General features: G+C 37.2%; 21 protein-coding genes. 5 read left to right on the forward strand and 16 right to left on the reverse strand.

All coding sequences use genetic code 11. From position 1 onward, the window contains the following. Window positions 1-211: 211 nt before the first annotated feature. The 5 genes from MKY29_RS19670 to MKY29_RS19690 form a co-directional block, all read right to left on the reverse strand. On the reverse strand, window positions 212-1,504 hold the full coding sequence (locus MKY29_RS19670; protein WP_241598002.1) for an ABC transporter permease: 1,293 nt from the start codon (window positions 1,502-1,504) through the stop codon (window positions 212-214). Then, window positions 1,504-2,193: an ABC transporter ATP-binding protein gene (locus tag MKY29_RS19675; protein WP_093495651.1), complete on the reverse strand. Its 690-nt coding sequence runs from the start codon at window positions 2,191-2,193 to the stop codon at window positions 1,504-1,506. Before MKY29_RS19675 ends, MKY29_RS19670 begins: the two co-directional genes overlap by 1 nt. Before the next feature lie 916 nt (window positions 2,194-3,109). Beyond that, entirely contained in the window at window positions 3,110-3,892 is a 783-nt protein-coding gene (locus tag MKY29_RS19680; RefSeq protein ID WP_340880606.1) for a hypothetical protein, read from the reverse strand. Window position 3,893: 1 nt separating this feature from the next. Then, a complete protein-coding gene (locus tag MKY29_RS19685; RefSeq protein WP_093495653.1) occupies window positions 3,894-4,766 on the reverse strand; it encodes an ATP-binding cassette domain-containing protein in 873 nt (290 codons plus the stop codon). After that, window positions 4,763-5,140, reverse strand: a complete 378-nt coding sequence (locus MKY29_RS19690) for a GntR family transcriptional regulator (RefSeq protein ID WP_093495654.1) — start codon at window positions 5,138-5,140, stop codon at window positions 4,763-4,765. The genes MKY29_RS19685 and MKY29_RS19690 overlap by 4 nt, the downstream gene beginning before the upstream one ends. 191 nt (window positions 5,141-5,331) lie before the next feature. Here MKY29_RS19690 and MKY29_RS19695 point away from each other — a divergent pair, with 191 nt between their 5' ends. After that, window positions 5,332-5,829: an RNA polymerase sigma factor gene (locus tag MKY29_RS19695; protein ID WP_093495655.1), complete on the forward strand. Its 498-nt coding sequence runs from the start codon at window positions 5,332-5,334 to the stop codon at window positions 5,827-5,829. Next, window positions 5,826-6,704 carry a DUF3298 and DUF4163 domain-containing protein gene (locus MKY29_RS19700; protein ID WP_093495656.1) on the forward strand — a complete coding sequence of 293 codons (879 nt, stop codon included), beginning with the start codon at window positions 5,826-5,828 and terminating at the stop codon, window positions 6,702-6,704. Before MKY29_RS19695 ends, MKY29_RS19700 begins: the two co-directional genes overlap by 4 nt. Before the next feature lie 108 nt (window positions 6,705-6,812). Here the strand turns inward: MKY29_RS19700 and MKY29_RS19705 are convergent, their stop codons facing one another. The 5 genes from MKY29_RS19705 to MKY29_RS19725 form a co-directional block, all read right to left on the reverse strand. Next, window positions 6,813-7,304 (reverse strand): PCYCGC motif-containing (lipo)protein, encoded by a 492-nt coding sequence (locus MKY29_RS19705; RefSeq protein ID WP_093495657.1) that lies wholly within the window; start codon window positions 7,302-7,304, stop codon window positions 6,813-6,815. 433 nt (window positions 7,305-7,737) lie between these two features. Next, on the reverse strand, window positions 7,738-9,114 hold the full coding sequence (gene fumC / locus MKY29_RS19710) for a class II fumarate hydratase (RefSeq protein WP_093495658.1): 1,377 nt from the start codon (window positions 9,112-9,114) through the stop codon (window positions 7,738-7,740). A gap of 14 nt (window positions 9,115-9,128) precedes the next feature. Further along, complete coding sequence (locus MKY29_RS19715) at window positions 9,129-10,064, reverse strand: HD-GYP domain-containing protein (RefSeq protein ID WP_093495659.1); 936 nt, start codon at window positions 10,062-10,064, stop codon at window positions 9,129-9,131. A 127-nt stretch (window positions 10,065-10,191) separates the two neighbouring features. Then, window positions 10,192-11,709 (reverse strand): flotillin family protein, encoded by a 1,518-nt coding sequence (locus MKY29_RS19720; RefSeq protein WP_093495660.1) that lies wholly within the window; start codon window positions 11,707-11,709, stop codon window positions 10,192-10,194. An 18-nt stretch (window positions 11,710-11,727) separates the two neighbouring features. Beyond that, window positions 11,728-12,237, reverse strand: coding sequence for an NfeD family protein (locus MKY29_RS19725; RefSeq protein WP_093495661.1), 510 nt, complete (start codon window positions 12,235-12,237; stop codon window positions 11,728-11,730). A gap of 305 nt (window positions 12,238-12,542) precedes the next feature. Here MKY29_RS19725 and MKY29_RS19730 point away from each other — a divergent pair, with 305 nt between their 5' ends. Beyond that, window positions 12,543-13,163 carry a DUF47 domain-containing protein gene (locus MKY29_RS19730; RefSeq protein WP_090566204.1) on the forward strand — a complete coding sequence of 207 codons (621 nt, stop codon included), beginning with the start codon at window positions 12,543-12,545 and terminating at the stop codon, window positions 13,161-13,163. Window positions 13,164-13,174: 11 nt separating this feature from the next. Further along, complete coding sequence (locus MKY29_RS19735; RefSeq protein ID WP_090566201.1) at window positions 13,175-14,173, forward strand: inorganic phosphate transporter; 999 nt, start codon at window positions 13,175-13,177, stop codon at window positions 14,171-14,173. Window positions 14,174-14,360: 187 nt separating this feature from the next. Here MKY29_RS19735 and MKY29_RS19740 read toward each other — a convergent pair whose 3' ends face one another. After that, entirely contained in the window at window positions 14,361-14,993 is a 633-nt protein-coding gene (locus tag MKY29_RS19740; RefSeq protein WP_241598009.1) for a pentapeptide repeat-containing protein, read from the reverse strand. A 105-nt stretch (window positions 14,994-15,098) separates the two neighbouring features. Here MKY29_RS19740 and MKY29_RS19745 point away from each other — a divergent pair, with 105 nt between their 5' ends. Then, the gene (locus MKY29_RS19745; protein WP_241598011.1) at window positions 15,099-17,228 is read left to right on the forward strand and encodes an MMPL family transporter; all 2,130 of its coding nucleotides are present in this window, start codon (window positions 15,099-15,101) and stop codon (window positions 17,226-17,228) included. A 79-nt stretch (window positions 17,229-17,307) separates the two neighbouring features. Here the strand turns inward: MKY29_RS19745 and MKY29_RS19750 are convergent, their stop codons facing one another. From MKY29_RS19750 to MKY29_RS19770, 5 genes are all read right to left on the reverse strand, one after another. Then, complete coding sequence (locus MKY29_RS19750) at window positions 17,308-17,913, reverse strand: alpha/beta hydrolase (protein ID WP_090566193.1); 606 nt, start codon at window positions 17,911-17,913, stop codon at window positions 17,308-17,310. A gap of 57 nt (window positions 17,914-17,970) precedes the next feature. Next, on the reverse strand, window positions 17,971-19,011 hold the full coding sequence (locus tag MKY29_RS19755) for a beta-carotene 15,15'-monooxygenase (protein ID WP_340880607.1): 1,041 nt from the start codon (window positions 19,009-19,011) through the stop codon (window positions 17,971-17,973). A gap of 131 nt (window positions 19,012-19,142) precedes the next feature. Beyond that, on the reverse strand, window positions 19,143-20,315 hold the full coding sequence (locus MKY29_RS19760; protein ID WP_241598015.1) for an MFS transporter: 1,173 nt from the start codon (window positions 20,313-20,315) through the stop codon (window positions 19,143-19,145). A gap of 298 nt (window positions 20,316-20,613) precedes the next feature. After that, window positions 20,614-20,991: a DUF3221 domain-containing protein gene (locus MKY29_RS19765; RefSeq protein ID WP_093495667.1), complete on the reverse strand. Its 378-nt coding sequence runs from the start codon at window positions 20,989-20,991 to the stop codon at window positions 20,614-20,616. Window positions 20,992-21,004: 13 nt separating this feature from the next. Next, window positions 21,005-21,478 carry a hypothetical protein gene (locus tag MKY29_RS19770; RefSeq protein WP_093495668.1) on the reverse strand — a complete coding sequence of 158 codons (474 nt, stop codon included), beginning with the start codon at window positions 21,476-21,478 and terminating at the stop codon, window positions 21,005-21,007. Window positions 21,479-21,489: the final 11 nt, after the last annotated feature.

The raw sequence follows: 21,489 nt of genomic DNA on the forward strand, positions 1-21,489 counted from the left end.
TCTTATAGTTAAGTACTACACATTATATTGATAGTAGTGGAAGGTGGCGACTCCAGCGGGAAAAGCGAGAAAGTCGAGACCCCTCAAGGAGCGTAGCGAACGAGGAGGCTCGCCCGCGGAAAGCGTCCACCTGAAACGGAAATCAGTAGTATTATTCATTCTTTTAAGTCCCATGAATTCAGTATTCATACTACATTTTATATACTTTCTTTTATAGTTCCTGACGTAATGCTTGAATCACATCAATCTTAGTTGCTTTGCGAGCTGGTCTCCAACCAGAAATCATTGCTACTCCGATACTAATAGCAGACGCTAAAACTACTAGTTGCCACGGGATTAATGAAAATGTAATAGATAAGTCTTCAAGTCCATCCTCCCCTAATGCAGCCCCAACAACCATCGGAAGAAGCCAGTTAGCTAGGTAACTCACTACGTATGAAATAACGACCGCCAGCACAGTACCAATTATTCCAATCCATGCACTTTCCATTAAGAACAATCGTTGAATCAGCTTTGGGCTAGCTCCAATTGCTTTCATCACACCAATTTCACGAGTTCGTTCGGTTACAGCCATTGTCATTGTGTTGAAAATACCAATAGATGATATAAGAATTGCAATAGTTCCAACGAATATTAGTCCAATTTTAAACGCCATAAAGAACACATCGATTTGCTCTAATTGCTCTGAAACAGAATATACATTATAGCCCATATCCTTTAAATCTTTTGTTACTGATTTCACATGCTCTAAACTAGATGTATAGATTTTTGTGGTCGTATAAGTAAAGTCTTCGGGAATTCCTTCTTCATTTGCTTCATAAGCTCCCGTTAATTCAGGTAACCAGGATTTATCCATTAAAATACTTTGATCTACAATCCAATCTTTCGCTGGATTATCAGTTACTCCTACTACCTTAAAATCCCATTGTTCGGGGAATGCTTCTTCAGAATCATATGGTTGTAATGATAATGAAACTGTTTTACCTATAATCGACTTTTCATACCCCTTTGGTAGATCCTCCTCTTCTCCTACTTCCTCTACTTTTGCTCGTTCTGCATCTGTCCATAAATTCTGCGCAAAGTGATACCCTACTATTATTTCGGATTCATTTTGCGGTAATCGACCTTCTGATAATTTAAGGTTTGACTGTTCTTCCTCTTTTATATCAGTTAACTGCAAATTCCCTTGTATTGTACGATCCTCCAAATGAAAGCTTGTCATAATATCCATGCTTGTTCTTTGAACGATTGCACCAACATACGGAACAGTTTTAATTTCTTCTAGATTTAACTCTTCATTTTCATTCGGGTAAACTTCCACTTCTGTGATAGCTTGATCTTGTAGGATTTCCTCTCGCATCGTGTCTTGTATACCAAATCCAATGGAAGCTAATACGATTAAAAATGCACAACCCATTGTAGCCGCTAGTACTGTCATAAATACACGTAGTTTATTTTTCTTAATATGTTGGCGAACAAAGTCGACCTGATCTTTAAATAACATTATAGAACGTCCTCCTTCACTAATTCCCCGTCACGCATTTTAAAGGTTCTATGTGCAATGCTTGCCACTTCCTCGTCGTGTGTGATCATCACAAACGTTACTCCTAGTGTTTTATTTAAATTTTGTATTAGCAATAAAATATCTTGCTCAGTTTCGGAATCTAGGCTCCCCGTTGGCTCATCTGCAAATAGGATGGGTGGGTTTGTTATTAAGGCACGCGCAATACTTACACGTTGCTGTTGCCCCCCAGATAATTCGTTGGGATAATGGTCTCCAACCTCCGTTAACCCCACCTTGTCCATCATTTGCCCGACACTTGCTTTCCTTTTTTTCGGGGATATACCCTTTAGTTTTAGTGGAAGCTCTACATTTTCAAAAGCTGTTAATCCAGGCATCAGTTGAAAATTTTGAAAGATGAAGCCAAAATTGTTTAAGCGAAACGCTGCTCTTTCAGTTTCATTTAAATTAGCTGTTTCTTGTCCATTTACTGTAATTGAGCCTTGTTCTGGACTCATAAATCCTGCTATCGTATGAAGTAAGGTAGACTTACCAGAGCCACTTTTCCCTACAATCGCCACGATTTCTCCCTGCTTCACGTCGAACGATAGCCCTTTCAAAACCGGCACTTTCTTCTCTTTTCCTTTTTTTCCTATTAGAAATGTATGATTCACTTGCTTAACTTGTATCATTTATTGACCCTCCTATTTCGCTACTCCACTCATTGTACCCACCATTTCTTAACATTCTAGAAGGATAAAAATGAAGAAATTCTTAAGATAGCCCGAAAGGTGAAGGATGCCCGATAGACTCGACAAGCGTTGGAAGAATGACGGGAAAGGCGTCCTTTGCCTTTATCCGACATTCTGAAACGACTCGAGAGGCTGGCGTCCGGAACTGGACACAGTGAAATGTGAAAGCGCCTGACAGCTGAACAATAAAATTAATAAAAACCAAATAAAAAGACTCCTCTTGTCCTTTAAAAACAGAAACATAGATATGCCGTTGAGTGTAGCGAAGGGCGGACGCTTTCCGTGGGCACGGCTTCAGCAGTTTCCGTTGCTCCTGCGCAAGCTCGTCGCAAAAAAGATTTTCGCTAGCTCCGTCCAGGTTCTTCAGCTCGCACTGTTCCCACTGGAGTCGCCGTCCTGTGCTCCAATTAACCATGCACCTGATGTAAACGGATAATTGAAGGCAATAGCGCTTACTATTTCATCATATAATTGGAAATAAATAATGTGAAATGGATGCTATTACAAAGAAATTTTACTGTCCGCATTTAACATTAGATGACAGCATAAATAAAATTGGACCACTCTTTCCATCTAAGCGATAGGCTTTGCCCAATCTTATAATGGAAGGCTACACACTTGTTGATTGAAGTGGAATGTGGCGACTCCAGCGGGATAAGCGAGAAAGTCGTGACCCCACAGGTACGAGGAGGCTCGGCCTCGCCCGCGGAAAGCGTCCACATGAAACGGAAATCAGTAGGATTATTCCTTCTCCATAGTCCCATGAACCCAGTGTTCATAAGAAATAATGGGGTTTACTATACTGTAAAATAAAAAAGTGCACAAAGTTTTCACTTCGTACACTTTCATCACTTTATTATATTTTAATAGCCACTCTTTTTGTAAGCTGGCGAATGAGCCATAGAACTATGAAAATTATTACTACTACACCTAGTATTGCTATTGGTAACGAAAAATCATAGGAAGAGAATCTGTCTGGTACTGTCAGTCCTAACCCTATGCTTAATAATGCATTTTCTAAAAGTGCCAAGACAATTGAAACTCCGATAAACACTATACCGACTATCACACCAAAACGATAGAATGCACTACCTATTAACCAACCTAGTAGATAAAACGTTAAGAGGTTTAAAATAACAATGAATATCGCTAATAACCAGTTACTTTGAGGGTCGACGTATGGAGCTATAATAATGGATTGAATGATTTCAGCGATTATCCCGTCATCTTCCATGTTAACTCTTTCTCCAAAAGTGGTCGTGAATATAGTAGACATATTAAATATTTTCAAGATAAATAATTCAATAACAGAAACTATGCTTGTAATCACTGGAAGTGCAATAGAAAGGCCTACAGCAGCAAACGTAGCTCCTTTAAAGTAATCTTTTCTCGTCACCCCATTACTGACATAGTGAGGCAAAAGTCCATAAGATGAGATAATTCCTATAACAAGCATAAATATATTAGCAGCTACAAATGTCGAGACAAAATACACTTCTATATCATTATCACTGTTTATAGCTAAGACTACTTTTACTACATGAATAGCTAACATTATTCCCAAGAAGCCGAATGCCCAAAACAATTGAACCCAGAATAAGTCCGTTGCTACCTTTGAAAAAATCGATGCTTTTTTCAACTTAATCATCCCCCTCTGTCAAATGTATAAACAGATCTTGTAGTGAAATTGGACCAACCTCAAGGCCCTTTTGCTGAGCTACTTTTCGATCACGATCATTCAGTTCTCCGTATACCATAACGGACTTTGTATTACCCAATTGTTGTGTATTAAGCTGTTTCATCGACAGTACAAATTCATCTACAACCTCTGCCGCTCCTGTTATGGAGGACCCTTTTGTTATTAGTGATTCAAAATCCTCTTGCAACACGATGCTCCCTTTATGCAAAATGATTACTTCATCAAACAAATAATCCATTTCGGATACTAGATGTGTAGATAGTATAATAATGCGTGGATGGTTTGATTGATCTTCTAGCAGTTCACGGTAAAATATATCTCTAGTGGGGGCATCCATTCCAAGATAAGCCTCATCAAATATCGTGATTGGAGATCTGCTTGCTAAACCGATCGTTACATTTAAAGCGGATTGCATACCCTTTGAAAATTCTTTAATCGGTTTTTTCAATGGAAGTTTAAACTTTCCCACTAAATATTCAGCGTATTTCAAATCAAACTGTGAACGATATCGTGCTACATACTTTAATGCTTCTTTTACATTATCTGATTCATCCTTATAGTCCTTACTGAAAATGAAAGATACATCCTGCATAATTTTTGCATTCTCAAATGGAATCTCGCCACCTATTGTGATAGCGCCACTCGTTTGCTCTTGGTACGATGCCAAGATAGACAGTAGAGATGTTTTTCCAGCTCCATTTCTTCCTAATAACCCGTAAATTTTTGGTTCATTCAACATAAACGAAACATCCTTTAATGCGGGGTAAGAACCATATGTTAAGCTCAAATTGTTTACTAAAACATTTAAAGTCATTCTGAATCACTCCTTTTCACTTTGCTTATTAGCTGAACGATTTCTTTTTCAGTTATACCTAATTTCTCAGCTTCTCTCACTAGACCCACAATATAATCATCTACGAATGCGTCTTTCCGATTTTGGACTAACACTCCTTTTGCTCCATCTGCTACGAACATTCCTATCCCTCGCTTTTTAAATAATATTCCTTCTTCCACTAATTGATTGATCCCTTTTGATACAGTTGCATGATTAATTTTGTAAAAGCTAACTAATTGATTCGTAGAAGGAGCCTGCTCTCCCTCTTTTAGTTGATCGTTTACAATTTGATCTTCAATTTTTTCTCGTATTTGCAGATAGATCGGTTTGTCATGGTCGAAAAGTGTGCTCATTACAATAACCTCTCTCCTTATCACTTATATGGTTATACACTTATGTATATAACCATAACAGGTGGAGTATTTTTCGTCAAGCAGGTACATTACCTATAAAATAAATAAAAGTCAAACTTTCTTCCGCCTAACCCCGTCTAATATTTAATACGTTCGAACGTTATAGTTAGAAAAAGGAGCACACCTCTGTCATGACAAAATCAGAAAAGTTTAAACTAGTGGAAAACTATATAATTGAAAACCAAAATGCCCATTACCGACTCGCCTATAGCTATGTAAAAAATAAGGAATCTGCACTTGATATTATTCAAGACAGTATTTTGAAAGCTTTAAGATCAATTGATTCCCTTGAGCAAATCGGGTATTTGAAAACGTGGTTTTACCGTATTTTAATAAATACTTCCATAGATTTTATTCATAAAAACAAGCGAATGATTGTAGTGGAGGATGAAGTTTTAGACTTTCATTTACCCTCCCACGAAATGGATGTACCAGATATCGACCTTTACGAGGCAATCGATCATTTAACACCCAGACAGAAAACACTGATTATACTTCGTTTTTTTGAGGATATGAAAATAGAGGATATTGCAGCAACACTTGGTGTAAACCAAAATACAATTAAAACAAGATTATATGCAGCTTTAAGGAAATTACGCACGAATATGGAAGAGAAGGTGAAGGTATGAGTAAGTTACATGAATCTAAAAAACAGTATGATGATATTGAAATCCCAACAGAACTGCAGCAAGTAGTAAGTAAATCCATTCAAAATGCAAAAAAGGAACAATCGAGAAAAATGCCGTCTTTCAAAAAGTTTGGAATTGGATTTGTTGCTGCTGCAGCAATTTTTATAGCGAGTGTCAATATAAACCCAGCTCTTGCTCAATCATTGTCGACAGTGCCTATTCTTGGCTCCATCGTTCAAGTCATATCGATACAGGAAATCACTATAGATGAAGACACTTACAACGCAGATTTAAAAGTACCAAATGTAACTGGTTTAACTAATAAAGAGCTAGAAAATAGCTTGAACGAAAAGTATATTGCAGAAAATAAAGCACTTTATGAAAGCTTTCAAAAAGAGATGGAAGCCCAGAAAGAGGTTGGTGGCGGCCATCTTGGTGTCGTATCTACTTATGAAGTAGTGACAGATACAGATGAGATTCTCTCGATTAGCCGTTACGAGGCGAATATAGTAGGTTCTTCATCAACTACTATGAGAACAGATACAATCGATAAGAAAAATGAAGTACTCATCACATTACCTAGTCTATTTAAAGACGACCAAGGATACATCGAGACAATCTCCACTTATATTAAAGGAGAAATGACAAAACAGATGGCTGAAGACGAAATGAACATGTATTGGATTGCCAGTGAAGAAGAAATTGGTTTTGAATCCATTCGTCCCGATCAGACATTTTCTATTACTGCAGACCATAAGCTAACGATTTCTTTTGATAAATACGAGGTCGCTCCTGGTTATATGGGGGTTATTACATTTGAGATACCAACTGATGTCATAAAGGATGAGCTAATCAGTGATTATTATATTAAGTGATTCTAATGATATTTGACCGATTTTCTATTTAATTCTACCGATTTTAAAACTCACACTCACAAAAAACTGCTCCTTCACAAGAGATTGTGAAAAGGAGCAGTTTTTTATTTAAGAAGGCATTGGCGTATCAGTTGGAGTAGCATAACCATCTTTATACGTTTCATCAATTGTATTGCGAATTTCTACTAGTGACTTTCCTTCTTGGATCATTTGGATGGAAGTGATTGCCGTCTCTAGGCAGGCCGCACAACGAGTTCCATGATCATCCCAAACGACTTCTCCATTTTCTTTGATTTCATGGACGAAGCAGTTGAAATTATTTTTGTGATCTGCACTATCTCCGCAGCCACAGTAGCAAGGCATCCATTTGAGTACATCATTGGCCTTTGCAGCAGCTTGATAGACAAGCTTCATATCCTCAGACTGTGTATCTAAGAAAGCAGGCAATATGTCTGTTGATTCTGTTGTTTCCTGTAAATCTCCATTTTCTAGATGACCTACGTGATTCTCATGTTCTTCATGGTTTTCCTTCTTATTTTCCTGTCCACATGCGGACAACAATAATATACAAGCAAGTAGAATAAATAATGTTTTTTTCATATAAGAAAACAATCCTTTTTATTTATTATCTGTCTAGCTTCAGACGCCTAGCACCTCGAGTCGCTTCAGACTTGCAAATAAAGGCAAAGATCGCCTTTATTGCAATTCTTCCAGCGCTTGTCGGTGCTTACTCAGGCGCTTGCGCTTTTCTCTCTGTCTAGCTTCAGACGCCTAGCACCTCGAGTCGCTTCAGACTTGCAAATAAAGGCAAAGATCGCCTTTATTGCAATTCTTCCAGCGCTTGTCGGTGCTTACTCAGGCGCTTGCGCTTTTCTCTCTGTCTAGCTTCAGACGCCTAGCACCTCGAGTCGCTTCAGACTTGCAAACAAAGGCAAAGATCGCCTTTATTACAATTCTTCCAGCGCTTGTCGGTGCTTACTCAGGCGCTTGCATCCCTTTACAGGACGGTTTCTGTTACTTTTCTTTCATCCACTTAAATCATATTTTCAGGTATGACAATTTCATCAAATTTATCCGCAGTCAGTAAGTCTAACTCAATAGCCGCCTCTTTTAATGTTGTGCCATTTTTATGGGCATGTTTTGCAATCTTAGCTGCATTTTCATATCCGATATAGGGATTCAATGCAGTAACGAGCATTAGTGAGTTATCTACGTGATGCTTTATCGTATCAAGGTTAGGTTCAATTCCAACTGCGCAGTTATTATTAAAGCTTAGAATTGCATCACTTAATAAGCCAACTGATTGTAGGAAGTTGTGAATGATCACCGGTTTAAATACATTCAATTGATAATTCCCTTGGCTTGCAGCAAAGCTAATAGTTGTGTCATTTCCCATCACTTGTGCAACAACCATTGTCATCGCTTCACTTTGCGTCGGATTTACTTTTCCAGGCATAATGGAGCTTCCAGGTTCATTTTCTGGAATAGAGATTTCACCAATTCCAGAACGTGGACCACTTGCAAGTAAGCGTACATCATTCGCAATTTTCATCAAGTCTGCAGCTAATGCTTTTACTGCCCCATGTACGTAAACAACATCATCATAGCTTGTTAAAGAATGAAATTTGTTTTTAGCAGATGTAAATTCTATACCAAGTGCCTTAGAAATTTCAGCCGCTACTTGATCTCCAAAGCCTTTTGGTGCATTTAACCCAGTTCCAACAGCTGTACCACCAATTGCAAGTTCCTTCATATCTTCTACACTTTGCGAAATCATTTTCGCTGATTTTTCCAGCATTCTATGCCAACCACTAAACTCTTGCCCAAGCGAAAGAGGTGTTGCATCTTGTAAATGTGTACGCCCAATTTTGATAATATCCATAAATTGCTCAGATTTTTTTCCAAGCGTTTCCTTTAGTACATCGATTGCTGGTAGTAGCTGGTTCTCTACTGAAAGCACTCCAGCAATATGCAGGGCTGTTGGGAACGTATCATTTGAACTTTGTGATTTATTTACATCGTCGTTTGGATGAAGACGTTCTTCGCTCCCTCTTTCCTCAAGTAATTGGTTTCCTCTACGAGCAATAACTTCATTTACATTCATATTGGACTGGGTACCACTACCCGTTTGCCAAACAACTAACGGAAAATGCGCATCTAGTTTTCCGGCTAGTATTTCATCTGCTGCTTTTGCAATAGCATCTTTTTTTGCTTCTGATAGGTTTCCTAGCGAATGACTAACGATTGCGGCAGATTTTTTTAAAAGGGCTAAACCATGAATTACGCCAATTGGCATCTTTTCCGTACCAATTTTAAAGTTATGTTTCGATCTTTGCGTTTGTGCTCCCCAAAGACTATCTTCCGGAACATTAATTTCTCCCATAGAGTCGTGCTCAATACGATAAGACATTAACCTCGCTCCTTTTAAATCCATTTATTTTGTTTTTCTTCTAGCATTGCTAAAAATTCATCCACTACCTCCGGGTGAAATTGAGTGCCTTTTCCACTTTCCATCTCTTGAATGGCCTCCTCAATCGTCATCGCCTTACGGTACACTCGATTCGTGGTCATTGCATCGAATGCATCCACCACTGAAACGATAGAAGCTTCTATAGAAATTTCATTTCCTATTAAGCCATGTGGATATCCCTTTCCATCATACCTTTCATGATGTTCTTCTACAATAAAAGCGGCTTTGCGTATTCGTTCTATTTCATGATTTCGCATCATCTCTGCACCCAAAGTTGTATGCATTTTAATGACTTTCCATTCATCGTCTGTTAGTTTACCCGTTTTATTCAATATTTCTATAGGAATTGCCAACTTACCAATATCATGAAAATAAGAGCCCATTGAGAGAATAGCTACTCCTTGACCATTTGGTCTCATTCTTTTCCATAGCTCAATAGAATAATCACGAATTCGCGAACAATGATGATAAGTATACCCGTCCACCTCTTGAATTCGTTTAGCATCTCGTTGAATAATCTCACGCTCAGTAAAGCTTTTCTCAAATGTCGAAGAAGTCATTTCAAATAAAATCTCCACATGAGATTCTGTATTACAAGTTACTATTCCCCCATACTTATTTACATCAATTACATCACCACGATGCAAAGTAGACTTTTGACCATCCCAATCTATTTCAAGTTCACCATTTAAAATTGTATAACGCTCCACAAAATCAGCGGAATTATTTGAGTTATAATAAACCCAAGTTGTTGTATTAGGAAACAATGTGTATAAAGAGTAAGAAATATTTTCTGCACTTCCAAGGTATGTAGTAACCGATTGATCTGTAAATACTCTTGGTAGATATGCTTTCATTCGTATATCTTGTATCTGTTCAACTGTTAGCATATATTACCCCCCTATTCCTATGACAACATTCAGCTTTATCTGCTTTTATTATACAATTCAATCAACTTAAATGAAATACAATAAAAAGAACCTATGAATATTTTCATAGGTTCTTTGAGGTAAAACGTTATGCAGTTTCATTCACATTTTTTATTTCTTCCGTTAATCGCTCTATACTTGGACGGATATTCCCTTTACCCGCATAGCTTTCAAGCATTTCCTTCACATCAATTCCAGAGGATGCTTTAAGCGTTTCTTGTAGTGTAGACATTAAATTCGTTGCATATGAAGTGACTTTATTGGCCCCTCCACCTTCTCCACTACCAGTGTCGACAACCGTAATTTTGTCGATATTTGAAAGTGGACTCGCAATTTGTTTAGCGTATTCTGGAAGCATATGAACGATCATATCGAGAACAGCTGCTTGACCGTACATTTCAAAAGCTTCTGCAATCTTACGTTTCGCTTCAGCTTCTGCAAGACCTTTAAGTCTAATAACATCCGCCTCTGATTCCCCTTGTGCTCGTTGAGAATCTGCTTTTGCTTGACCATCTAAACGAACTTTCTCTGCATCAGCTTTTGCTTTAGCTTCAATTCGATACTTCTCTGCATCCGCCTCTGCTATCTCACGTGACTTAGAAGCTTCTGCATTTTGTTCAATGGCATAACGATCTGCATCGGCTTTTTTCTTCACCTCAGAGTCATATTGCTTCTCACGACGTAGAATCTCTTTTTCTTCTAGCTCTATTTGTTTTTGACGCTCAATAATTTGAATTTGCATTTCTTGCTCAGTTACTTCTTGCTTAGAACGTGCTGTTTCTAGTTCATACGCTTGGTCGGCACGAGCTTTAGCAATGTCCTGCTCACGGCGATATTCCGCTACTTTCAACTGATTATCCTTTTCCGCTTCAGCAATTTCCGTAGCTCTTTCGATTTCAGCCCTTTGTGCATCCTTAGAAGCTTCTGCACGCTTAATACGTGTTTCTTTTTCTGCCTCTGCTGTTGCGATATCCGCATCACGCTTAACTTGTGCAATTCTTGGCTTCCCTAGCGAGTCCAAATATCCGTTTTTATCACGTACGTCTTTTATTGTAAAGGATACAATGACTAATCCCATTTTTGCTAAGTCTTGAGAAGCTACACGTTGTACTTCCTGTGAGAATTTGTCTCGATTTTTGTATATTTCCTCTACGGTCATCGAACCTAAGATGGAACGTAGATGACCTTCTAATACTTCCTTCGCTTCGTTTTCACGATCTTCCTTTGATTTACCTAAAAACTGTTCAGCTGCTGTAGCAATTTCGGAAATAGAACCGCCAATTTTAAAAATTGCTGTTCCATCCGCCATTACTGGAACACCCTGTTCAGTATAAACTTCAGGTGTAGTAACTTCTAATTTACTAGAAAGTAGACTAAGCGGTTCAGCTTGTTGGAACACTGGAAATATAAACGCCCCTCCACCACGAATAATTTTAATGCGATTACCAGATTCGTCTGTATGCACATTCTTAGAGCCTAAATAACTTCCTGTTACAATGAGTGCCTCATCAGGTCCTACCGTACGATATTTCGTAATAAAAACAGCTAAAATTGCAACTATAACAAACACTACTATCCCAATAACTATCAACATTTCCATTTGCATTACTTTTCCCCCTCTTGTCTATACTAATGGTACATATTCTTTTACTAAAAAAGTTCCATTATCAAAATCAATGATGAGTACCTGTTTATCGTATTCAATCTCTTCATTGTCATAGCCTGCTGCTCGTTTAGAAATTACTCCATTTACCGTTTCAATTACTATTTCTCCAAACCCATCCGATGGTATGGGAATTATGACTCTTCCAACTTGGCCTTGTAGAGATTCATTTGTATATGCTGTGGAAACCTCCGCAGAAGCGAGTGGAACTAATATAAAGAAGTATAGTAAGAAAGTTAATATACTAGAAATAATAAGAGCCGCAAGAATAACAATTTTCTCGTCCCAATCTGTTAGTTTTAATAGGATAAAACCTGAAGCACATATAAATAGTAAGAAAGACAGAATCGTTGTTGGGTTGAAAATGCCACTATCCATTCCATCAATTGCATCAGCAAATAGCACATACAAAATAGTGATTAAACCTATACCGATTAATCCATATAAAAAAACTTGTTCTATATCACTCACCCCTTTCCGCGAAAAAAGTTATCTTAATTGTATATACGGAGATACTTTCAGAAAGTTTCATATATTTACCTTTTTTTATAAATATAATATTAATCTTTGTTTAAATTGCATTTTAATTCTATAAATTCCGACAAAAAACGGTTTTTTTCGAACAAAAAAGTGCTTATTTGTTCAATTACATAACTCTAATGTTACAGTATTGTAAATTTGGCTAATACAGAGTAAAAGTTGTGTTGATTTTGTAAATTTTTTGTTATGCTATTTTAGGAAAAAGTAAACATATTAAATAAGTCCAGGAGGCTTTTATGATTAGTTCAAAAAAACCAGATCCATTTTTCGTATCTCTATTAAAAATTGCTGAAAACGTGCGTGATAGTGCTCATTATGCAGATGACTTTCGTATTAATACGGCTGCAGATTTAAAAGAAATTAGTGTACATTTAAAAAATTACGAAACCGCAGGAGATACATTAATACATGAATTAATCGTTATGTTAAATAAATCCTTTATGACTCCGATTGAACGTGAAGATATCCTTGAACTTGCGATTCGTATGGATGACATTTTAGATGGCATTGATAATTTCACTGCACACCTGGAAATGTTTTCATTAATTGAGATTGATGAATCTATGCGCACATTCTTAGGTTATATTGTCAAAAGCACAGATGAGATCGTTAAAGCAATGGGACTTCTAGCAAGTAAGAAGCTTCTAAAGATGCACGAACATTCTATCCTTATTAAAGATTACGAAAGAAAATGTGATGAGGTACTTCGTTCATCAATTAAACAGTTATTTTTGAATGAAAAAGATCCAATTCGCATTATTCAATTTAAAGACATATATGAACAACTAGAAGAAATCGCTGATTATTGTCAAAACGTAGCAAATACGTTGGAAACTATTATCATGCGAAACGCGTAGGGTGTACACATATGGAAACAGTATTTATATTAACCATTCTAGTAGTAATATTCGCTCTTGCATTTGACTTTATCAATGGGTTTCATGATACCGCTAATGCCATTGCTACATCGGTTTCTACAAGAGCACTAAAACCTAGAGTGGCTGTTCTAATGGCCGCAATTATGAATTTTGTGGGCGCTTTAACATTTACCGGAGTAGCTAAAACAATTACTAAAGATATTGTAGATCCTTTTGCCTTGCAAAATGGTTCTCTAATCATTTTAGCTGCATTACTTTCCGCGATTATTTGGAATTTAGTTACATGGTATTTCGGGATTCCTTCCAGTTCATCTCACACGCTGATTGGTTCTATAGCCGGAGCAGCAGTATCATCTGCTGGCTTTGCGATTTTAAACTGGGAAGGTTTCATTAAAATTATTCAAGCGTTACTCATTTCACCATTTCTAGCGCTTGCTGTCGGCTTTTTAATGATGTCATTATTCAAAGTCATATTTAAAAATGGGAGTTTATATGGGACAAACAAAAGGTTCCGTATATTCCAAATTGGTACGGCTGCTCTTCAATCCTTTACGCATGGAACAAACGACGCTCAAAAAGCTATGGGTATTATTACAATGGCTTTAATCGCAGCGGAATGGCAAACGAATGACGATATTCAACTATGGGTTCGTATCGCTGCAGCTACTGCAATGGGTCTCGGCACCTCTATTGGTGGATATAAAATTATTAAAACGGTCGGCGGTAAAATTATGAAAATACGTCCAATTAACGGGGCCGCGGCTGACTTATCTTCTGCAATGATTATTTTCGGGGCTACTACAATTCATTTACCTGTTTCTACTACACATGTTATTTCTTCCGCAATTATGGGAGTTGGATCAGCGCAACGTGTGAAAGGCGTGAAATGGGGAGTTGCTAAGAAAATTGTCTTAACTTGGATTATTACTTTACCAATTTCTGCTGCAATGGCAGGTGTTATTTTCCAAATACTAAGTTTATTCTTTTAATAAAAAAATGAACCCTTGTCTTTAGGACAAGGGTCATTTTTTTGTTTGGGGAGTTAGTAATTATATTACATTGATGTGGTACTCTCATATAACAACGATTTCTCTTGTATAGAAGCTGAGTTCTCTCTATAGCCAGGCATGGCGGTCACACTCACTCTTTTGGCAGAGAATCCCTCTCATAAGTACTCTATTCTTTGATCTTTAAACCTAATGATTTGGCAAAGCCAACCGCTTGTTCCGTGGAAACCGTACAATTCTGCATTTGATCTAGCGAAACAGTTAGTTGTTCATATGTATTCGAGCTTAGATCGATTCCTGATAAGGCAGTGCCTGTGAAATTCGCTTCATTTAATTCACAATCCTCAAAATTGACCTTATCAAATGTGGCTTCTATAAAATCTGCACGGTTAAATGCAATTTTAGTGAAGGAGACTTTTTTCAATTTAGAAAAGCTCATACTCACATAGTTAGCAACTGAATCTACTATTTTCACTTCGGTCATTCTACTCTGTGAGATGTTAGCCCCTAATAATTTCGAGCCCCGAATTTCCACTCGGTGGAACACCGCATCGCAAAAATCGACATTAGATAAGTCACATTTCTCGAATAGGCAATCGATAAACTCCACCCGATGAAAACGTACTCCCTCCAAGGAAATATGCTGAAAATGAATTTGGTCAAATATAATCTTTTCTTCTTGCTCCCGGTCTAATTCTAATGTTGTAACTAATCCATTAGATACATAATTATCTTCTAGTAGTGCTCTTTGCACGTCTAATACATCTAATGATTTTGAGATTTTCGGTGAAGCTATTTTCAATGGAATCCCTCCTGTGGAATTGCTACTCATATTCTATCATTATATTAGTATTTTTGACTCTTTTTGCCTTACAATGTAACTAGGTTTTATTTGAGGAGGAATTTCATGACAGGCTTGTCCAAAATAGTGACACGTCACTATAAGTTGATTTTGGGTATTTGGTTACTTTTATTTGCAGTCTTAGCTGTATTGGCTATTCGACTACCTGGCCTATTAGAAGGTGATGGATTTAGTACAGACGGAGAACATGCCGAAGTGATGGACGAATTAACGAAAACATTTGATTTTCCAGCTGAGTCCCTATTTGTAGTTTTTGATCAAACGTCCAATAGTACGATCGAACATACGTTAAAGGAGATAGAACAATTGGAACTTGCAGAATCTATCCAGTCTCCTTTAACGGATGATTCTTTATATAAAGATCATGTTGCCTATGCAATGCTTCATTTCGACTCCGATGCTGATATGACAAGTGCGGTTGATGACATCAGAGAAGCTATTGACGGAGAGCAAGGCGTTACGTTAACTGGTGGTGCAGCTATTAACAAAGACATTAATAGTGCCAGTCAAAAAGACTTAGCTAGTGCTGAGGCAATAGGCTTACCGATAGCTATAGTCGTATTACTACTTGCTTTTGGTAGCGTCGTCGCAGCCTTTATCCCACTTGCAGTAGGAATTGTGACGGTGGTTTCTGCATTTGGAGTGATGACCTTATTTAGTGAAGCGATGGATTTATCCATTTTTGTTATGAATATTATTCCAATGCTTGGATTGGCATTAAGTATTGATTTTGCCCTGTTACTCATTAATCGATACAAAGAGGAGTTAGCAAATCATTCGATAACCGAAGCTGTACAGACTGCTATTCAAACAGCCGGGAGGTCCATTATATTTTCAGCGCTATGTGTATTTATTGGTTTAGGAGCAATGCTTGTCATGCAAGTAGAGATATTCCAAAACATCGCACTCGGCGGAATGCTAGTCGTGACGATTGCAGTACTTTCGTCTGTTACCCTACTCCCTGCTTTATTAATGCTATTAAAAGACCGTATAAACAAATGGACGATTATTCGTGTTAAGCCAGGTGCTACAACTAGATGGCGTAATTTCGCTTCTTTCGTTATGAAACGTCCCGTGACATTGATACTTGTAGCACTTATTGTGTTAGGTATTGGTATAATTCCCGTAAAGAATATGGAATTGACTATTCCTCAGGTGGATTCACTGCCAGAGTCATATGATTCAAGACAAGCGTATGAATTGATGGACAAACAGTTTGGTTTAGGGGAACAGTCCACGGTTTATATGATTGCAGAACGCCCAGATGGTTGGGATAGTACTGCTGGATTAGAGGACATAAAGAATATAGAAGACAAACTACTTGCAGATAATGATGTCTTGTCGGTTGACACTATTTTCACAGCAAGCGAGATCCCAACTGTAAAGCAATGGGAACAAAGCCTATCGGTGCCAGAAGTCGAGGTACAACTAACTCCTTTAATGGATACATTTGTTCAAGACAATAAGTTACTAGTACCTGTGTCCCTAAACTTAAACGGTTCTTCTAATGAAGCACAAGACTGGGTACGAGAATGGTCAGAAAAAGAGTTAGGAGTCGACTATAAGCTAGGGGGTCAACCTAAATTTAATCAAGAAATTTTCGATGAGATATTCGATAAAGTAGGATGGTTATTAGCAATTATTTTAGGCTCTACTTTTATCATCTTAATGATTGCATTTCGTTCTATTCTAATACCTTTGAAAGCGATTATTATGAATATCATAGGTTTAGCTTCCACCTTTGGAATTCTCGTATATATATTCCAATATGGACATTTTGGAATTGAAGAGACCACGATTGCATTAATAATTCCTGTTATTGTGTTTAGTCTCGTATTTGGCTTAAGTATGGACTATGAGGTATTTTTAATCTCTCGTATACAGGAAGAGTATTTAAAGCATCAAAACAATACATTAGCAACGGTTGATGGTTTGACTTCGACGAGTAAAATTATTACTTCTGCCGCTTTAATCATGATTGTTATTACGGGTGCCTTTGCGTTTACAGACGTAATGCCTGTTAAGCAAATTGGGGTAGGTATAGCAATTGCAGTAGCGATTGATGCGTCTATCATTAGATTATTACTTGTTCCAAGTTTAATGAAGCTTTTCGGCAAATGGAACTGGTGGCTTCCTTTTAGAAAAGGACCGTATAAAGCGAAAAAACTACATTAATATCTTCTGTCAGAATGTTATCCTGAAGCACCGCAAAAAGCCAAGCAGAGAAAATTCTGCTTGGCTTTGTTTTTTGTTTTTAGAATTTCAATTGATACCATTGTTTTGCTGCTTGCACTTCGTCTTGGGTTAGTTGATGACCATATGCATGCCAGTAAAGCTCTACCATTGCACCTGCTTCTTGCAATAAGTTCTGTAGCTCCTCTGATTCTGTTGCGGGGCACATATGATCATTTTTACCTGCTCCGATAAATACAGGAGTTTTTGACATCCTTGGTAGCTCTACACCACGTCTTGGAACCATAGGGTGATGTAGAATCGCACCGTTCAGCACATTTTTATATTCGAATAAAAGATTCGCAGCAATATTAGCACCGTTTGAATAACCAATTGCCACTACATTGTCTCGATCAAATTCATAGTTTTCTGCTGCTTCATCGATAAAGCTTTTCAATTCCTCCGTTCTAACCTGTAAATCTTCTAGATCAAAGACCCCTTCTGCTAAGCGTTTGAAAAATCGTGGCATCCCATTTTCTAATACATTTCCACGTACACTCAAAATATTAGCAGATATATCTATTTCTTTTCCGAGACCCACTAAATCATGCTCATTTCCACCTGTGCCGTGTAAAAGTAATAGTGTCGGTCTGGAAGAGTCCTCACCTTTGTAAAAAACATGATTCATGCTATAACTCCCTTTCAATTATCTTGAATTTGAGATAATTATAACGGATGCTTATTTCTAGGTCAAATGTTTAGTTTCTTCTTCATATGAAAGAATGAATTTTAGCCGCTCCGGTTCATCCACACGAATAGCAAATTCGGTTATGCTCTTTTTCATCCCCATAAACATTGTCATCTCAACTGGTCTTCCAAGGTGTATAACAGCCTGGGGTTCAACAGGCTCAAAATCTTTATAAATAAATCGTATTGTATCTTTACTCGGAATTCTTCCTCCCCATTCTATCTTTTTAATCGCATGAAGAGGCACTACAACTCTTTTGGTAAGTCCTTGCGAAATGTATAGCTTGCCGTTTTTAATCTCCAAAGGATGTAATTTCATAATTTGAATTTCAGCCATAAAGAAGAACACCGAATAGATATTAAACATTAATAGAACAATTGATAGTACAAGTGATTTATCATGTAACCACCAATGGATTCCAATTGTTTCAATGACAATCGCATGAATCAGCATCAGATGGAGAGCTATTGCACTCGTTTTTTTATGCATTGTTACAACCCCTGCATGATTAGGAGCTTTCTTCTTCCATGTAAAAAAAGCATAATACATCATTAGAAATTCAGACATCACAACCCGGACTAATATATTTTTTGTCACTACTTTTTCAACTGAGGGGAGTAAGCTGAATAATGCTCCTTCATTCACTTTTTTCATTTGCAATCTAATTTTGGGTATTTTCAAAATGACTAAAAAAATCAAAGCAAGTTCTGCAGTTATTAGAAGTATCTCTATAGTGACGCCAGCGTAAAGTATTCCACTAAACGGAATGAACAATTCGTCAGGTATGAGTATTTTTGCTATCAATAAACCAGCTAAGATAATTCCAATAGTTTGCTTGATAGATAATTTAAAGGCGGCATACATTAAAAACGGCACGATAATGGCTAAATCGATTAACGATCCTACTACAGCACCAGTATTTAGTTGTAGAGAAAAAAAGTCTTGAACAGTGGATTGATAAATAAGAAAGTTGGTAGATAAAACTAGGAAAAGTAGAGCAACCGCTACGTTTGCATACTTGGTTTTACGATAAACCATCAAATCCCTCCTTTTGTATCCTTTCTTAAATTATATATATCTTTTTATTTTAAAATCTACGCTAAATTTCTAAATAGTAGCACAATTTCGTGTCCAAAAAAGCCACTCCCTTATTCCAGGAGTGGCTACTGTTAAGCTATTTTCTTCGTACCCTTCCATATAATAGAACCAATTGTCGTTGCTACTAATACGACTAGCCCTAGTATGAAAGGATATATAATATTCACATCATATAATATTCCAGCAAGCAATGGACCTAATACATTCCCTATACTCATATAAGCATTGTTCATACCCATTGCAAATCCTTGTTCGTTTCCAGCTAATTTAGAAATTAAAGTTGTTAACACTGGACGCAATATTGAAGTCGAAAGGAAAATTATCATTGTAATGACAAAGAAAAATGCATAGCTCGATACTAAAATAGAAAGCAAGAAACCAAACGCTGCAACACCTAAAAAGATTCTCAACACGTTTGCTTCCCCAAAACGACGAACAACTTTATCCACCACGAACAATTGGATAATTACACTGACAATCCCAGTTCCCGTAATCATCCAGGCAATGTCCTGTGGGGATGCGGCAAACTGATCATCTACAAAAAGACCTAGAACGGATTCATAGGCAAGTAACCCAAAACTCATCACCAGCGTAATAACGAGCGGGATGAAATAAGGCTTTTTAAATGATTGAGCAATTTCTTTTACCATCGGTTCTGATTTACCCTCAGGAACACTTACATCCGCTGGCTTACTTTCCTTTAGAACTAAAGTGGAAAAGATAACAGCTACAACACCTACTAATGCAGAAACGAGAAGGGGCATTTTCAGTCCGTATTCCGCTAAAAACCCACCAATCCCAGGTCCTACTACTATACCTAAAGACATAGCAGCAGATATTAAACTATTACCTTTTGCACGCTGATCCATTGAAGTAATATCCGCCACGTATGCAAAAATAGCCGGAACTAATAACGCCGCACCAACTCCGCCAATAACACGAGAAACATACAGAATACCTATAGAATCTGAGAAGTAAAATACAAACATAGATAAAGCAAGTCCACTCAGACCAGCAATAATCATAATTCTTCTCCCGTATTTATCTGCCCATTTACCTGCAATTGGAGACATCACAAGCTGTGCTCCAGCAAATATTGATATCATTAGGCCAGCTGCTATCCCACCTTGATCAATAGATTTTAAATAGGCTGGTAAAATGGGAATAATAATACCAAAACTCCCTATCGCTATAAACATATTAATCATTAATACAAATAATTTCTTTCTTTGATCGTTCGTCATCTCATACCTCTTTCTTCCACAATAGTAATACATAAGCAATAGATTAACATGATTTATCCACTTAAGTAAACAAAGCTAACTTATACCCAATGGAAATCGGCGGCTAATATCTTCTGTTTACTTATTTATTCAATAAACTCCTCAAACGTAAACTAGAATTACTAGTTAAAATTTATACTCTTCTTAAAAGGAACCTTAATATTAGATACACTTAGCCAATAAAAATGCAAGCTTCCCAACAGAGTAAAAAAACCGATGTAACGAGAGTGTCATCTACGCTATTTCGGTTCTTTTGTTATTATTCATTTATCTTTTCAATCGTCTTGGCTGTCCCTTTAGAAGGATATGATTCATCAAGCTCGGTATATCCAACCTTCACTTCATCATATGACTTTAATGAATTACGCTGATCCATGGTCAAAGAAAACCAGGTGGCATCATTACCAGATTCCAGTGCTTCTTCCACCGACATATTCTTCGCCTCACCAACCGATAAGCCACCAATTACTAAAATGGAGGTATCTTGGATATCAATAATAACTCCTTCTATGTAATCTGTTGGTTGTTGTGGTTGAGTTGGATTATCCTCAAAAAACTGCATAATAAAATAAAAGCTCGCACCAATCGCAACTAATACAATAGCAATCAGTATTCCTACAGTATACTTTCCCTTCATTATAAGAACCTCCTTATCTTTTGCTATCTAGGCGGAAGCCCTCTTCTAAAAGATAAGTTTTTGCTTCGCTATAAGAACCAAAGCTTTCCTCTAAATTATACCCGTGATAGATATTCCATAATGTATCTTCTTGTAATAGCGTTAACTTAGAATTTTCTTTGTTTTTCCAAACTTCCTCTACTTCTTCGTCCTGTGGCTCTTCTTCCTCTGTTGATAGATAAGTAATCGAGTCTTTAATAATACTTCTAAGCTCATCAGCAGAAGCTTCCCGAATATTTAATAACCCTTTATCGTCAGCTGCTTCATATTGCGGAAGATCACCTACGTAAACAAAGCCATTTCCATTCGGATGAAGGTGATAAACAACAGTTGTTTTTTCATATAAACTCTTTTCGAAATGATAATTAACTCGCTTCATCGATACTTCTTTACGAGTTAGCTCCGTAAATTCTTGAATAATTGCTTCTTTTTCTTCAAATGTTAGCATGTGATTCCTCT

This window comes from Psychrobacillus sp. FSL K6-2365, from assembly GCF_038003165.1.
GTDB classification, from domain to species: Bacteria; Bacillota; Bacilli; order Bacillales_A; family Planococcaceae; genus Psychrobacillus; species Psychrobacillus psychrodurans.

Bases quoted from the DNA above. Each gene is read 5' to 3' on its own strand.
- MKY29_RS19670 (WP_241598002.1), bottom strand. From the start codon at position 1,504: ATGTTATTTAAAGATCAGGTCGACTTTGTTCGCCAACATATTAAGAAA.
- MKY29_RS19675 (WP_093495651.1), bottom strand. From the start codon at position 2,193: ATGATACAAGTTAAGCAAGTGAATCATACATTTCTAATAGGAAAAAAA.
- MKY29_RS19685 (WP_093495653.1), bottom strand. From the start codon at position 4,766: ATGACTTTAAATGTTTTAGTAAACAATTTGAGCTTAACATATGGTTCT.
- MKY29_RS19690 (WP_093495654.1), bottom strand. From the start codon at position 5,140: ATGAGCACACTTTTCGACCATGACAAACCGATCTATCTGCAAATACGA.
- MKY29_RS19695 (WP_093495655.1), top strand. From the start codon at position 5,332: ATGACAAAATCAGAAAAGTTTAAACTAGTGGAAAACTATATAATTGAA.
- MKY29_RS19700 (WP_093495656.1), top strand. From the start codon at position 5,826: ATGAGTAAGTTACATGAATCTAAAAAACAGTATGATGATATTGAAATC.
- MKY29_RS19705 (WP_093495657.1), bottom strand. From the start codon at position 7,304: ATGAAAAAAACATTATTTATTCTACTTGCTTGTATATTATTGTTGTCC.
- fumC (WP_093495658.1), bottom strand. From the start codon at position 9,114: ATGTCTTATCGTATTGAGCACGACTCTATGGGAGAAATTAATGTTCCG.
- MKY29_RS19715 (WP_093495659.1), bottom strand. From the start codon at position 10,064: ATGCTAACAGTTGAACAGATACAAGATATACGAATGAAAGCATATCTA.
- MKY29_RS19720 (WP_093495660.1), bottom strand. From the start codon at position 11,709: ATGCAAATGGAAATGTTGATAGTTATTGGGATAGTAGTGTTTGTTATA.
- MKY29_RS19730 (WP_090566204.1), top strand. From the start codon at position 12,543: ATGATTAGTTCAAAAAAACCAGATCCATTTTTCGTATCTCTATTAAAA.
- MKY29_RS19735 (WP_090566201.1), top strand. From the start codon at position 13,175: ATGGAAACAGTATTTATATTAACCATTCTAGTAGTAATATTCGCTCTT.
- MKY29_RS19745 (WP_241598011.1), top strand. From the start codon at position 15,099: ATGACAGGCTTGTCCAAAATAGTGACACGTCACTATAAGTTGATTTTG.
- MKY29_RS19750 (WP_090566193.1), bottom strand. From the start codon at position 17,913: ATGAATCATGTTTTTTACAAAGGTGAGGACTCTTCCAGACCGACACTA.
- MKY29_RS19755 (WP_340880607.1), bottom strand. From the start codon at position 19,011: ATGGTTTATCGTAAAACCAAGTATGCAAACGTAGCGGTTGCTCTACTT.
- MKY29_RS19760 (WP_241598015.1), bottom strand. From the start codon at position 20,315: ATGACGAACGATCAAAGAAAGAAATTATTTGTATTAATGATTAATATG.
- MKY29_RS19765 (WP_093495667.1), bottom strand. From the start codon at position 20,991: ATGAAGGGAAAGTATACTGTAGGAATACTGATTGCTATTGTATTAGTT.
- MKY29_RS19770 (WP_093495668.1), bottom strand. From the start codon at position 21,478: ATGCTAACATTTGAAGAAAAAGAAGCAATTATTCAAGAATTTACGGAG.